This is a genomic window from Arenibacter antarcticus (assembly GCF_041320605.1).
GTDB lineage: Bacteria > Bacteroidota > Bacteroidia > Flavobacteriales > Flavobacteriaceae > Arenibacter > Arenibacter antarcticus.
Map to the genome: position 1 here is coordinate 1,069,440 of NZ_CP166679.1, position 13,717 is coordinate 1,083,156.

Annotated in this window: 16 protein-coding genes; 11 read left to right on the plus strand and 5 right to left on the minus strand. The window is 41.2% G+C overall.

Going from position 1 to position 13,717, the window contains the following annotated elements:
- The first annotated feature begins 8 nt into the window (after positions 1 to 8).
- Positions 9 to 965, plus strand: coding sequence for a calcium/sodium antiporter (locus KCTC52924_RS04475; protein ID WP_285903372.1), 957 nt, complete (start codon positions 9 to 11; stop codon positions 963 to 965).
- 136 nt (positions 966 to 1,101) lie between these two features.
- Here KCTC52924_RS04475 and KCTC52924_RS04480 read toward each other — a convergent pair whose 3' ends face one another.
- Complete coding sequence (locus KCTC52924_RS04480) at positions 1,102 to 2,013, minus strand: AraC family transcriptional regulator (protein WP_251806973.1); 912 nt, start codon at positions 2,011 to 2,013, stop codon at positions 1,102 to 1,104.
- A gap of 188 nt (positions 2,014 to 2,201) precedes the next feature.
- Between KCTC52924_RS04480 and KCTC52924_RS04485 the strand changes: the two genes are divergently transcribed.
- The 8 genes from KCTC52924_RS04485 (at position 2,202) to KCTC52924_RS04520 (ending at position 7,935) form a co-directional block, all read left to right on the plus strand.
- Positions 2,202 to 2,939 carry a carboxymuconolactone decarboxylase family protein gene (locus tag KCTC52924_RS04485; protein ID WP_251806972.1) on the plus strand — a complete coding sequence of 246 codons (738 nt, stop codon included), beginning with the start codon at positions 2,202 to 2,204 and terminating at the stop codon, positions 2,937 to 2,939.
- Positions 2,940 to 3,003: 64 nt separating this feature from the next.
- Positions 3,004 to 4,005 (plus strand): alpha/beta hydrolase, encoded by a 1,002-nt coding sequence (locus tag KCTC52924_RS04490; protein WP_251806971.1) that lies wholly within the window; start codon positions 3,004 to 3,006, stop codon positions 4,003 to 4,005.
- Complete coding sequence (locus KCTC52924_RS04495) at positions 4,002 to 4,505, plus strand: cupin domain-containing protein (RefSeq protein ID WP_251806970.1); 504 nt, start codon at positions 4,002 to 4,004, stop codon at positions 4,503 to 4,505. Before KCTC52924_RS04490 ends, KCTC52924_RS04495 begins: the two co-directional genes overlap by 4 nt.
- Before the next feature lie 108 nt (positions 4,506 to 4,613).
- Positions 4,614 to 5,729: an alpha/beta fold hydrolase gene (locus KCTC52924_RS04500; RefSeq protein ID WP_285903371.1), complete on the plus strand. Its 1,116-nt coding sequence runs from the start codon at positions 4,614 to 4,616 to the stop codon at positions 5,727 to 5,729.
- 12 nt (positions 5,730 to 5,741) lie between these two features.
- Positions 5,742 to 6,215, plus strand: a complete 474-nt coding sequence (locus KCTC52924_RS04505) for a cupin domain-containing protein (RefSeq protein ID WP_251806968.1) — start codon at positions 5,742 to 5,744, stop codon at positions 6,213 to 6,215.
- A gap of 171 nt (positions 6,216 to 6,386) precedes the next feature.
- Complete coding sequence (locus KCTC52924_RS04510) at positions 6,387 to 6,998, plus strand: flavodoxin (protein WP_251806967.1); 612 nt, start codon at positions 6,387 to 6,389, stop codon at positions 6,996 to 6,998.
- A gap of 405 nt (positions 6,999 to 7,403) precedes the next feature.
- Positions 7,404 to 7,646, plus strand: a complete 243-nt coding sequence (locus KCTC52924_RS04515) for a hypothetical protein (RefSeq protein WP_085496332.1) — start codon at positions 7,404 to 7,406, stop codon at positions 7,644 to 7,646.
- Entirely contained in the window at positions 7,639 to 7,935 is a 297-nt protein-coding gene (locus KCTC52924_RS04520) for a type II toxin-antitoxin system RelE/ParE family toxin (RefSeq protein ID WP_110355079.1), read from the plus strand. The genes KCTC52924_RS04515 and KCTC52924_RS04520 overlap by 8 nt, the downstream gene beginning before the upstream one ends.
- Positions 7,936 to 8,202: 267 nt before the next feature.
- Here KCTC52924_RS04520 and KCTC52924_RS04525 read toward each other — a convergent pair whose 3' ends face one another.
- Genes KCTC52924_RS04525 through KCTC52924_RS04540 form a run of 4 tightly spaced genes read right to left on the minus strand, consistent with a single transcriptional unit; the run spans position 8,203 to position 10,170 of the window.
- The gene (locus tag KCTC52924_RS04525) at positions 8,203 to 9,138 is read right to left on the minus strand and encodes a transposase (RefSeq protein WP_251806966.1); all 936 of its coding nucleotides are present in this window, start codon (positions 9,136 to 9,138) and stop codon (positions 8,203 to 8,205) included.
- 43 nt (positions 9,139 to 9,181) lie between these two features.
- Complete coding sequence (locus KCTC52924_RS04530) at positions 9,182 to 9,565, minus strand: hypothetical protein (protein WP_247098256.1); 384 nt, start codon at positions 9,563 to 9,565, stop codon at positions 9,182 to 9,184.
- Complete coding sequence (locus KCTC52924_RS04535; protein ID WP_251806965.1) at positions 9,558 to 9,902, minus strand: type II toxin-antitoxin system RelE/ParE family toxin; 345 nt, start codon at positions 9,900 to 9,902, stop codon at positions 9,558 to 9,560. Before KCTC52924_RS04535 ends, KCTC52924_RS04530 begins: the two co-directional genes overlap by 8 nt.
- Positions 9,895 to 10,170, minus strand: a complete 276-nt coding sequence (locus KCTC52924_RS04540) for a type II toxin-antitoxin system ParD family antitoxin (protein WP_251806964.1) — start codon at positions 10,168 to 10,170, stop codon at positions 9,895 to 9,897. The genes KCTC52924_RS04535 and KCTC52924_RS04540 overlap by 8 nt, the downstream gene beginning before the upstream one ends.
- 748 nt (positions 10,171 to 10,918) lie before the next feature.
- Here KCTC52924_RS04540 and KCTC52924_RS04545 point away from each other — a divergent pair.
- Together KCTC52924_RS04545 and KCTC52924_RS04550 are read left to right on the plus strand one after the other, a co-directional pair.
- Positions 10,919 to 11,305 carry a hypothetical protein gene (locus tag KCTC52924_RS04545; protein ID WP_251806963.1) on the plus strand — a complete coding sequence of 129 codons (387 nt, stop codon included), beginning with the start codon at positions 10,919 to 10,921 and terminating at the stop codon, positions 11,303 to 11,305.
- Entirely contained in the window at positions 11,302 to 13,605 is a 2,304-nt protein-coding gene (locus KCTC52924_RS04550; RefSeq protein WP_251806962.1) for a relaxase/mobilization nuclease domain-containing protein, read from the plus strand. The genes KCTC52924_RS04545 and KCTC52924_RS04550 overlap by 4 nt, the downstream gene beginning before the upstream one ends.
- Positions 13,606 to 13,717: the final 112 nt, after the last annotated feature.

The following is a 13,717-nucleotide window of genomic DNA, read 5'->3' on the forward strand; positions in this document are numbered from 1 at the left end:
GATTATTTATGATAATAATTTCTTCCTTATTGCTTTTAATTGGCTTTTCTGCCTTGATTTTCGGAGCAAATTGGCTGGTCGACGGAGCTTCCTCCCTCGCGAGACAAAACAAAATTTCAGATTTGGCAATAGGCTTGACAATTGTAGCCTTCGGAACATCCGCGCCGGAATTAATCGTGAATTCTGTAGCCTCATATAATGGGCATTCTGATATTGTTTTAGGGAATATTATTGGGAGCAACAACTTTAACCTGTTTATTATTTTAGGAATAGCGGGATTGGTCTACCCAATTACAATACAATCCTCAACCGCTTGGAGGGAAATTCCTATTTCATTATTAATAACGCTTTTGTTTCTAGTATTGGCAAACGATTTCTTTTCTACCGCGACTTCAATAATATCTAGACTAGATGGCATTATTCTATTTACCTGTTTTCTCTCTTTTTTATATTATGTATCAAGAAAAATGAAATTAGAAGAAAGTGAGGATAGATCTTATCAAAAAAAAACGAATTATAAGATCTGGGGGTTGATAATTTTAGGGCTTACATGCCTTTTAATAGGAGGAAAACTTGTTGTGGATAATGGAGTAGTCATAGCGACAGAGTTAGGAGTGGGCCAAAAGATTATAGGCTTAACAATAATTGCTACAGGAACTTCATTGCCAGAGTTGGTAACATCTGTAATAGCAGCTATTAAAAGGAAAAGCGATATAGCAATTGGAAACGTAATTGGTTCCAATATTTTCAATATCCTTTTCATTCTACCCATCAGTGTATTTATTAATCCTATTCAATTCAATATCAACTTTAATACCGACATTTTCATATTAATTAGTGGTACAGTATTTCTAATAATCGCAATGCTTACTGGAAGAAAAAGAAAGATCGATCGATGGGAAGCGTTAATATTACTTAGTTTTTATTTACTTTATACTGGTTTTTTAGTATGGAAAGAGTTGTAAAAAACGTATAACTGGAAATACGAGTTTAAATTGTTCCGTTAAAACGGCCGTTTCTTGGCACTGATTTTTTTTAATAGCCACAACATTTTATAAAGCCCTTTAACTCAATAAAAATTCTATCGTAACATTCCAAAAATCAATTCAAATTCCGAAACTCACTCGGCGAATGCCCTACCCTTTGTTTAAAAAGCCTGGTAAAATGTTGTGGATATTTAAAGCCCAGTTCATACGCTATCTCACTGACCGATTTGTTGGGGTCGAATACCCTTTCCTTGGCAACTTCGATCAATTTGTTCTGAATATACTCCTGAGCCGATTTTCCGGTTTCCTTTTTCACTAGATCCCCAAAATAATTAGGAGAAAGGTGCAAGTGATCCGCAAAATAACTTACCGAGGGTGTACCATGTTTTTGCGGTTTGTCGGATGCGAAGTATTGGGTCAGCAAATCCTTGAATTTCTCCAAGGAACCTATATTTTCATTTTCTCGTGTCAAGAATTGGCGGTCGTAAAAACGGGTGCAATAATCCAAAAAGAGTTCAATGTTGGCTACGATCAACTTTTTACTATGCTTGTCCAAGTTTTGTTCCAACTCGAACTGTATTTTTTCAAGTAGACTTAGAATTACCTTCCGTTCTTTGGCCGAAAGGTGTAGCGCTTCATTACTTGAATAGGAGAAAAAACTGTAGCTATGTATTTTCTTCCCCAGTTCGGTGCCCAACAACAAATCGGGATGAAAGAGCATCGCATATCCCTTGGGCACGTAATCAGGGTCAAAACCGCTCAATTCGATGGTTTGGCCGGGAGCCATAAAGACAAGGGTTCCCTCATCATAATCGTATGGCTTCCCTCCGTAATGCATTTTGCATCCCTTAGCATCCTTCAAGAAAACAGCATAACAATTATAATGAAAAGCATCATAATCTTTGTTCTCATAGCCTTCCTTATTTACGTCCTCAAAATCAACAATACCCACCAAAGGGTGCAACACCTCTTGTTTTCTCAAATTGAGGTAATCCCCTACTGTATCGATTTGCAGTACATTTTTCATTGACCTCTAATTTTTGTTAAAGATAAGCCATTGATTACCAGTAATTCAAACGGTTATTATAAAAACCGCAATAGTGGTAGGTATATCCGTAATTTGGGTAAGCCATTTTGGTTTTTGACCTACTACTTTTGTGTAGAACTTAAACGGACAATAAAAATAGCTTAAAATAGAAATCAATAGTTAAAAAGATGAAACAGCTGAAAACAATTGTTCTTACGATAATGACTACCGTGTTTCTTGGAGTTACCAACAACATGATGGCACAATCCGATACTGGTACGGCTATGAATTTGGATACAAAACAAAGTGCCATAGTTTCAATTGCTTCGCTGACCGCCAATGGCGATTTGGAGAAACTGGAAACGGCTTTGGTGGATGGTCTGGAAGCAGGCTTGACTATAAACGAAATCAAGGAGGTCATGGTACACTTGTATGCCTACTGCGGATTTCCGCGTAGCCTGCGTGGTTTACGGACTTTTATCAAAGTATTGGACGAGCGCAAGGCAAAAGGAATTGAAGATAATATGGGAGCAGAAGCTTCCCCTATTGAGGATTCGCAATCCAAATACAATCGGGGCAAAGCGAATCTGGAAGCATTGGTAAAAACGGAGTTGGATGGGCCTCCAGCCGACTATGCCCAGTTCGTCCCCATTATTGAAGTCTTTTTGAAAGAACATCTGTTTGCCGATATTTTCGATCGGGACATTTTGGACTACCAACAGCGGGAACTGGTCACGGTTTCCGTTCTGGCAACGATCGGCGATGTGGAACCCATGCTGCGTTCGCACATGAACATCTGTTTGATACAGGGCATCACGCCAGCACAATTAGAGGAATTGGTCGATGTGGTCGGAAAAAATGTAGATCAAGCGAAAATCGAATCGGCCAAGGAAGTTTTGAACGAATTATTGGAATCTAAAAAATAACAAGGAAATGAAATATATAGGATTATTTATTTTAATGAGTATGCTATCATTAAATTAGACAATCATGGCACAAAGCGAGAAAAACCCTTTTGAATTGGTATACAAGGGAGCAATTACTGAAAATGTGGATGGAAAAGTCAACATACATCCCGTTACGTACAAACTGAACGGAATCGATATTGCCGCCAATGTTTACACACCTGCCGATTATGATCCAACAAAGAAATATCCGGCCATAACGATTGCACACCCCAATGGGGGTATCAAAGAGCAGACAGCCGGTCTATACGCACAACGTTTGGCAGAGGCCGGTTATATTACCATCACGGCAGATGCTGCCTATCAGGGAGCAAGTGGGGGCGAGCCGCGCCATACGGACAAACCTCAATATCGAACGGAAGACATTCACGGTATGGCCGATTTTATCTCACAATATCCAGGTGTTGACACAGAACACTTAGGTGCTTTGGGCATTTGTGGCGGCGGTGGCTATACGCTGAAAGCGGTCCAATCGGATAAGCGGTTTAAAGCGGTAGCAACCTTGAGTATGTTCAATACGGGAATCGTACGAAAAAACGGCTTTTTGAATTCGCAGGTTTCAACCATTCAAGAAAGGCTAAAGCAAGCCTCCGATGCAAGAGCACAGGAAGCTTCGGGCGGCGAGATCGTGTATTCCGGTGTTGACGGTATTACCGATGAAGAATTAGCAAAAGTTTCAACGCTTTTTTATCGGCAAGGCTATGAATATTATTTTAGGACCCACGCCCACCCCAATTCGACTTTTCTTTACTCCACAAGCAGTTTAATGGATTTAATGGCTTGGGATGCTACCGACGATATCGACCTCATAGACCAACCTTTATTAATGATCGCCGGTAGCAATGCCCAAACATTATATTTGACCTTGGATGCTTTTCCAAAGGCGACCAATGCGAAAAACAAGGAATTGTTCCTCATTGAAGGTGCCGCGCATATCGAAACTTATTGGAAACCGGAATACGTCAATCAAGCAGTAAACAAATTAGTGGACTTTTACCAAAACAATCTTATAACTACGAACCTATGAACGGCAAAAATCTTTTAGCGATTATATTGATCGGAACGCTTATTTTTTCCTGTAAACAAATAGAAGAAAAAAATAAGGCCACCGATTCAACTGAACAAGTAGATTCAACTATACGGCAAGAATTGATTTTCCCGAAAGGGGAAAAAGTCACGAACAACAATTTCATTGGCGATGTTTGGGTGCATATGCAAGTGAGGGCCGATAGTGTGAACCAAAATTCCGTGGGAACGGTAACGTTTGATCCCGCGGCAAGGTCTAATTGGCATTCGCATCCCAACGGACAGATTATAATGGCTTTGGATGGCGAAGGCTACTATCAGGAAAAGGGAAGTGCGAAAAAAATCCTTTATAAAGGTGATGTGGTCAAATGCCCTGCAAATACTCCGCATTGGCACGGGGCAAGTGCCGATAAGGAGTTTATCCAAGTTGCCATAACAAGTAGGATAGACGGCCCTACGCAATGGCTGGAAGCCGTTACCGAAGAGGAGTATGCAAAATAGTGGCGGAAAACAATGCACCCATAAACTATCCGCTAATTCAAACTCCTGTATATGAATACTATCAGAATTCTTACCTTATAACCTCGTAATCAAATACACCTAAAATTTATGAAAAAAATTATATTCGTTCTAGCGCTGTCGTTACACGTACTTGGATGCAAGGAAAAAAATACCGAGCAGACCAAGATTATCGATAGTACTTCCGATAGCAATATCATTGCAATTGAACAACAGGGTGCGTTTGCCGTCGGGGGAACCGTAAAGGAGAGTCCCGGAACTTTCGACCCCATTGCCCACGGGGCATTCAATCCTACAGATCAAAGCACGGAAGGACAGACCCTGCACGGTGACCACGCATCGGTATTCTATCAAATTCCGGTTAATGCCAGAGACCTACCTCTTGTGTTTTGGCACGGCTATGGCCAGTCGATGCGTACCTGGCAAAGTACCCCTGACGGTCGGGAAGGGTTTCAGAGCATTTTCTTGAGAAAACGGTTTCCGGTCTATCTGTTGGACCAACCCAGACGGGGCCTGGCAGGTCAGAGTTTGGAACCTGGAACATTGCAGGCCAGAACGGAGGACCAGCTTTGGTTCGGTATTTTCAGGATGGGCGAAGGAACCGAATTCTATCCGGACATACAATTTTCTAAAAATCCCGAAGCCCTCGATCAGTTCTTTCGCCGGAGTACACCTGATACAGGACCTTTGGATATCGATCTTAACATCGATGCGGTTTCGGCCCTCTTTGATAGAATTGGCGATGGCATTTTGGTTACCCACTCCCATAGCGGAGGTCAAGGGTGGCTTACGGCCATGGAAAATGATAATATCAAAGCTATTGTATCCTATGAGCCCGGCAGTAATTTTGTTTTTCCCGAAGGTAGTGTGCCAGAGCCTATATCCTATGCAGGGGGTACCTTACGGGCGCGTGGTGTGGCGATGGAAGAGTTTAAGAAGCTTACCCAAATCCCCATCGTAATATATTATGGCGATTACATCCCGGAAACCGAGGTGGAAAATCCCGGCCAAGAGCAATGGCGCGCAGCCCTTTCTATGGCGCTCAAGTGGACAAAGGCCGTTAACGATGCCGGTGGTGACGTAAGCCTCGTGGTACTTCCAGAAAAAGGCATAAAGGGCAACACGCATTTCCCGATGTCGGATTTGAACAACAATGAAATAGCTGATTTAATGTATAACTGGCTCAAGGAAAAAGGATTAAACTAAAAACTATAAAAAATGAAAAATTTAATTGTAACATTACTTTTGATTGTACCCGTATGTGTTTTTGCCCAACAAGATGTGTATGCCATCTCGTCTTATTTAGACGAGGGTATGAAGGCACCGAACACACATTATATTGGCGAGGCCTGGTTGAACGGGGTTTTGGAGGTCGAGGGAGACCTGAACTTTCATATGACCAAAGCGACCTTTAAAGCAAACTCCACGCTGGACTGGCATAAGCATGCATCGACCCAAGTATTGGTCTATGTAGACGGGGAAGGCTACTACCAAGAAAAAGGGAAAGACCCGATCATCCTGAAAGCAGGCGATATCCTGAAATGTGAAAAGGACACAGAGCATTGGCACTCATCCACCAAGGAAAGCGATGTAACCTATTTGGCTATATATGGCGGAGAACAGCCGACGACTTGGACCGAGGTGGTTTCCCAGGAATATTATGATAGCGTAGCGGAAAAACTCAAGGAGTGAATTTGTCTTAAGTTTATGTTTGGAACTGAAAATTTCAGCTTATGGGCCCTCATGAAGTTCCCAACCCGTTCATGGTCACGGAAGTTTATGTCAAGGAGATGATATTCGGAAATTGGCTGATCTGACCTTTAGCAAACTACTCACTAGGGAAGAATAAAACTTTTAACGGTTATGATAAAAGTCGCAGTAGCATTATTTTTCCTTTCAACTTGTTCGTTTCTCGCAACAGGCGATTACCCTATTGAACAGAATGCTGATAAAATCTTAATCGTGTATCTCTCCCGTACCAACAACACCAAGGCTATCGCCGAAATTATTCATGACGAAGTAGGCGGAGATGTGGTAACCCTTGAATTGAAAACCCCCTATCCCGAAGATTACGATGCCATCGTAAAGCAAGTTGCCCAGGAAAACGAAAGTGGATTTTTACCACCTTTGAAAACCGAAGTGGACATTGATAAATACGATACCATTTTTCTGGGCTTCCCGACTTGGGGTATGCAACTGCCCCCACCAATGAAAAGCTTCTTGTCAGCTCATGATCTGAACGGCAAAACTGTCATTCCTTTTAATACGAATGGGGGATATGGTATTGGCAGCAGTTTCATAACGGTCAAAGAACATTGTCCTGAAAGTGATGTTCTCGACGGATTTTCCATTAAAGGCGGTAGTGAAAGAGATGGGATTTATTTAGCGATAAAGGGGAAGCGCCACGATGAAGCTCAAGAAGAGGTCAGGTCCTGGTTGGAAAAACTGGACATAACCAGCGTATCGAAACAATAAATCAAGCTTAGGGATTCGTCGCAGAGTTTTCTCGGTTCATCTGGAAAAAAAGTATTGGTAATCTTGAATCTTTCAATGAAGGAATCAATTTTTTAAGTTGAAAGAATTAGGGAGGTTGACCGATGAGCATATATTAATCAATAATTATGAAACAGCGGAAATTGAGGAAACTTCCATAATACTCAAACCATAAGGCCGTGCTATTTTCGTTATAATCAATGGTTTTTGAAAGTGCCATAAAACCAACGATTTATAGCACAAAAATTTTATCTCTCTCTTCATAAAGCAAATTTGAAAGTTCAAATACAAGGATAGGCAAGGACACATACCCGGCGAAAAAAAAAGTTCGTCTTTGAATTAATTCATAATTGTACGGTTTTTGTAACTTTACTTTAAAATGATAATATGGGCACAGCAGAATTGAACAATACTAAAAAGGAGCTTGTTGGATGGATCCAATCTTTAACCGATGATTCTATTTTAAGTCTGCTTAGTTCCGTTAAATTATCCAGTGAGGGTAAATCCATCGACTGGTGGGAAGAACTTACAGAAAGTGATAGGGTTAATATTCTAAGTGGTATCAGAGATTATCAACAAGGTGAAACTATGAAATCCAATGAATTCTGGAACGGTTTGACCAATGGATAGACCTTACAGGGTAGAATGGACAAAAAGGTCTCTGATAAACGCCATTGCCATTAAAAATTACCTGATTCAAAAGTTCACTGTCAAGGAGGTCGTTAAATTTGAAAGATTGCTTCGGCAATTTGAATTAACGGTATCTAATTTCCCTACATTATATCCTGAATCAAAAAGTCAAAAACTTTTAAGGCGAGCGGTCATTCACAAAAACACAACTGTTTATTACATTTTCAACAAAGACAAAGTGACGGTTGTAGCTATGAAGGATAATAGGAAAGAGAAGGCCGATAGATAACCCCGGTTAAAGTTAAGACACTAGTGTCATGATTTTTAATAGCTTAATAGTTAGGGTAGTTCTTAATTCCTTTTCCTGGTTCTGTAAAAAGAACAATTTTTGGGATCATAATATAATTTTAGAAGCTTGTTGAACTAAAAAGTAATTACCCGTTCCACAATCGAAGAGCCAAGTTTTAATTTCGAACATATTTGATTTTTAACCAGTGCTTATAGATGGCGTTCAAAATCCTGTCGGATCAAGTCCAAAATCTGGGTTTTTACCATTTTAAGAATATAATTTAATCAAGCGATATAAGAAGTATTCCGTATTCCTGACTCCCCTAAATTGTGATCTAAAAGCCTTTACTTTGGCATTAAAGGATTCTGCTGAGGCATTTGTACTTCTGTTTAAAAAATAGTTGAGTACAGAGCGGTAATTTAAAGTAATACTATTGGCTACCGTTTGGAAGCTCTTAAATCCTGACTCCTCTACATCTTTGTACCAGTGGGCTAGTTTGGTGTAGGCTACTTTAATATCTATGGCTTGGTTAAAAATATTCCTCAAGCCTTGAACAAGCCCATAAGCTTTCTTTAATTCTGGGTATTCATTAAACAATATCTGTCCCCTCTCTTTCTGATTTGGAGTCCATTTATCTGGGGATTTATACAGTAGATATCTACTCCTAGCTAGGAGTTGTTTTGAGCTATCACCATTAGAAAAAATTACAGGTTTAAATTCTTTGTCGGCTACTCTAGATAGCTTTATCTGTTCATTTTCTTGATCCAAAGCTTCCCATCGGTATTTGATACGAAGATCTTGGAGCGCCTCTATTGCCAGCTTCTGTACATGGAACCTGTCTGTTACTTGGATGGCTTTCGGGAAACATTTAGTGGAGATCGTTTTCATAGAGTTTGCCATGTCCAAGGTGATCTCTTTCACTTTGGCACGCTTCTTTGCTGGGATCTTCAAGAGTTGTTCGATAATAGGCTCCACTTTAGTTCCGTGGAATATCCCAACTAAAGCCCCTTTCTTTCCTTTGGCCTTCTTATTGGTAATGATGGTATAGAGCTCTCCCTTGGACAGCGCTGTCTCATCAATGGATAAATAAGAACCTAAGTTTTCAGGAAAAACAAGCCACTGTTTGGCATGACCCTTATGCTCCCATTGCTTAAAATCACTTAAGTGATCCTTATAATGTCTTTGAAGCCTTTTTCCGGACATACCATACTGGTGCCCAAGTTGTTGGCTGCTCAGTGCAGTATTATCAGTCGATTTCTTTTAAAAAAGCAGCAAACTCTTTTGATATTCGAGTTCCCTGTGCAATAAATTCATCCCATTCACGACTTACTTTAATCCACTTTTTATCAAGTAGAACGTCCCAACGCCTTCGTTTAAGATTTAATGACAGTAGATTGTCCCGAACGGGATAATCCTCGATTATTCGAGGCTCCATGAAGCCACTGGCTTTATACTTGCAATCCTTGTACTTGGATGGTATTTGTTTTTTCTCCTCCAAATATATCGTTAGACGGTTCTCATATAAAACATGCTTTATAGGCTTCTTATCGAATCCAACAATATCAAAATACTCTAATATTCCTTCTGGTAATATTAAACTTAACAAGGATAACTCAGTGCCTTTATTCATCAATGTAATTTAAAGCACAAAGAAAATTATTTTTCTCTTTAGACCCAACTTTTGGGATTGATCCATCCTGTCTCTGACCCAATATGCGGACTACAAAAATGCCCTTTTCCGTTGGTTCGTAAAAAATTGTATGGGCTTTGTAATTGTATCTTTTTAGGAGCGGTGCATATTCGGCGGCACTTCTGCCAAGATCTGGTTTATCCGCTAAAGATTGAAAGCATTGTAAGAACCCGGCAAGATAATCCCGAGTCTGGTTTTCCCCCCAAATCTCCAAAGTATAATCCGTTATATCATCAAGGTCATTGTCAGCCCTATAGGATAGCGCATATCTATGCATTCTGTTTTCCTTGCGTTTTGTCCGTTCGACGATTAATTGCGGCTTTCATAATCTCGTCAACGGTTCTGACCTTGGGGCTTACACCGCTATCATAGCCCGCCTGTATAGCTGCTTTTGTAATTAAAAATTCCCTATTGCGTTCCTCGTCCAAACGTATTAGATGCCGCATATATTCGCTATCGTTGGCGAAACCTCCAATTTCAATTTGCAGTTTGATCCATTGCTCTTGGGCTTCGGTAATGGTCAATGATTTTCGGACTGTAGCCATAATTTTATTCTTTTAAACATATATTATACGCAATATAGCATATTATCAGCGTATTTTTAAAAGAATTAGGTGATAATAACGAAAATCACTCCATTTTCAACCGACATTAGGTGTTAAGGATAACTTTTACCAAGATGCGTCTCATGCTCCATTACAACTTCTAGGAGGTATTTATATAATTGATGGTATTGGTAAAACAAATAACTCCATTAAACGAAACTTTTAATCGACCAATTATCCAACTAAATACGATCAAGTATAAACGTCAATAGGTGCATTTAAACCCATGTTTATTTAGACTTTTTTTTGGAAGCTATTCTCATAGATTATTCCCAGCCCCTGCGGAAGTTGAAAAACCTCCGCCTCCATTCCTCCCAAGCGGACGACTATCCTCCGTCCACTTTCGGTCATCTTTCCAAGTACGGTTTTTCAACCCCCTCGGTACCGCTGAAAAGCACAAGCGGTGAAAAACCACTTGCCCTTTCTTCCCCCTACCCACAAAAAAATTGGTTATTTCTATTTTTCTTTAATTTATCGACCACCAAATATGACCAGATAAATCGCTTTACTGTATCCATATGGTCTGGTTTGGTTCTATATGATTTTGAACGTTAAATAATTGATTATTAGGTTGTTATAATCCATTTTGATTGCCTATATTTATCCGTGAAACGGATAGCAAGTTGTATTCTAAGTAACTTAGAATTGTCTACTTCTGACGAAGGTTTTGCTTTAAAAAGCAACGAAAATGGAACAAAATAAAAGAGGCCGGAAAAGATTGGGAAACAAGAAGCGCCATCACAATGTAATGCTGCGGTTCAACGATGTGGAATATGGGAGACTGAAGGCGATTGCCGGGTCCTACGACCTGGACATTTCGGAGCGTGGGACAATAAGTCCGCTTCTGAGAAGATTGGTCCTGCACGTAGGGTCGGAGGAAAAAGATAGTCTTCCGTGCACCTCGGACCTTGCCTACCATATCAACAGGTTGGGCAACAACATCAACCAATTGGTCAAACTGGCACACTACAAGAACCTGAGAAGTCCGAACAGTAGTTTGGAGAACGAGATACAAAAGGCTAACGGACTACTTAACGCACTTATAGAAATTACAATAGAGGAACGAACGGGATGATAGGAAGGATATTATATAGGGAAAGCTGTCAGGGAATGTTGAACTATGTGTTCGGGAAAGAGGGTATGCTCATACTCGGGTACGGGAACATGTACTCCCAGGACATATCACAGAAATTCTTCGGGAACGTACTCCATTTCCAAGGACAGCGCAACGCAACCAAGAACCGCTATGCCCATATTACCATGAACCTTCCCCACGGGGAACACCTTGATAATAGGACCTTCCATGAAGTCTCCAAGGAATACATGGAGCAAATGGGCTACGGGGAACAGCCCTATGTTGTGGTAAGGCACAACGACACCGAGCACGAGCATGTCCACATCATAACGACCAATGTAACCGGTTCGGGAAAAGTGCTCGGAATCTTCAATAGTTTCCGACGGAACATGGCCACCCAGCAATACCTTGAAAAAAAGTTCGGCCTATCGCCATCACCGCTGACAAAACAGCAAAGGGAACTCCCGCTGTACAGATTGCCCGGGCAACAGTTCGGGATGGACCCTGCACAAGGGACGAAGTTCTATTTGCAGGACGTACTGAACAGCATCCTGCAAAAACATAAGGTGCGGAGCTTTCAAGAACTGGCAAAACTGGTCAGGCCCTATCACATCGAAATAAAGCAAACTAAAAACCAATCGGGAAGGATAGGGGTCGCCTTTGGCCTAGACAATCAAAAAGGATACCGGACAAGGTTCATCAACGGCTCCATTGTACACCCAAGCTTAAGCGGTCCGAAACTGCAAAAGGTATTTGGTACGAATTCAAAATCCAAGCTCTTGCCGATGCACCGCAAACGCCTGCTGAAACAGATAGGGACCACCTATGGACTTTTTAAGGCCATAAGGCCGCACGACCTCCCAGAAGTACTTAAGGAATATCAGGGCATCGATATAAAACTGGACATAAAAGGGGATGCCATCAAAGGATATACCATCCATGACAAATCGGGATATGCGTTCAAGGAAAGCGAGCTGAGCCCAAAAATAAGGATGGAGAAACGTCCCAATATTTTCGGGAATAGCGACGGACCCACGGATATCGATACCGACAGCAAACAGTTCAAACTTGAAATCCGAAAACTGATAAAAGAAGCATTCATGACATCCTATCTGAAGTCCCCGGACCGCAACGGACTGTTCTCGGAGAACATGGTGGCCAAGAACCCAATGGATATCCTTCCGCATATAACAACATCCAAAGATTACATTTTTCTTGAACGCTACCTTCCAAGAAATCAAAAAATTTTGTTGATGGAAGCACTTAAAAAAGAGTTCCCCATAGTGAGGGACAGGCTATTCCAATTGGAGGAAAAAAAGGAAAAAGAAACCTTGGAAAGCAAGTTCCGGCTTATCGGCAGGATATTGGAAAACTGCATTTTCGATGTAGGGAAGGAAAAGGGGAGTGTCCATCGCCTGTTCCGGTCCCTTGGAGTAAAGTACAACGATAACCGATTGTCCTTTTCCGGTTCCAACAAACATACGGTCCCTGTTCTTTTGGGCGACCTGCCCTTCCCCAAGGCCATGGACACGTATGTATCCACCGGTTTTGTCCGTCAAAACCATATGGTATTGGAAATGTTGACGGCACGGAATTCCGATATTGGCCCTGAACTTACGGCATCCTCCTTTTTTCTGCCAATGGTCTTTCCAAAACTTTACGGGACCATGGAAATAGGTTATAGGCAAGAATTCGAGAAGGCCGCATTGGGCCGTTATGTAAAACATGCCGAACGGATGCACGCGCCTTATGAAAAATCCCCGAAGGACTATATGGCCCTTTTCAACGCCAAGGGATTCTATTTTGTAAAAGGGAAGGACGGATTCGAGGTCAGATCCATTTATACTGACCATAGAACAAGTTGTACCTTGCCCAAAAGAACGAGCCTCTATTTGAATTCCATTCCCGATGTCACCGCAACAATATTGGAACAGCAGACCGTTATCAAGGCCCTGATCAAAGATGGCAGGAACGATCTCAAGAACCTTTGGGCGGGCCATCTAATAGAAAGGGGGATGTACGATAGGGCCGCCTTTATGCTGACAGCGGAAAAGGTCTACCCGAACCTGCATAGCTGGCAAGCACAGCACCATATGGACAACGGACTTCGGAAAAGTATAAATAAGGCACTGGAAAGGAAATCTTCCATCGAACAAAACCGTTTGTTGCGAAAAGGCGTTTATGCCATAAGTTCGTTATTGGGCAATAGGGGCAAAAAAGGGCAAGAGGAGATTTACAATGGCTTCAAGGATGAACTCACCGATTGGTCGAAGTACAAGGGTAAGGGGATTTCAATGTAGCTTTTAAAGAAGTGATTGAGTTATAGAAATTGACACCGCAAAAAGTGCTTTTTTTCGTGGATAGGGAGAAAAAATAAAAATACGCAAAGTATTAACTTTCCTTTTTTGCTTA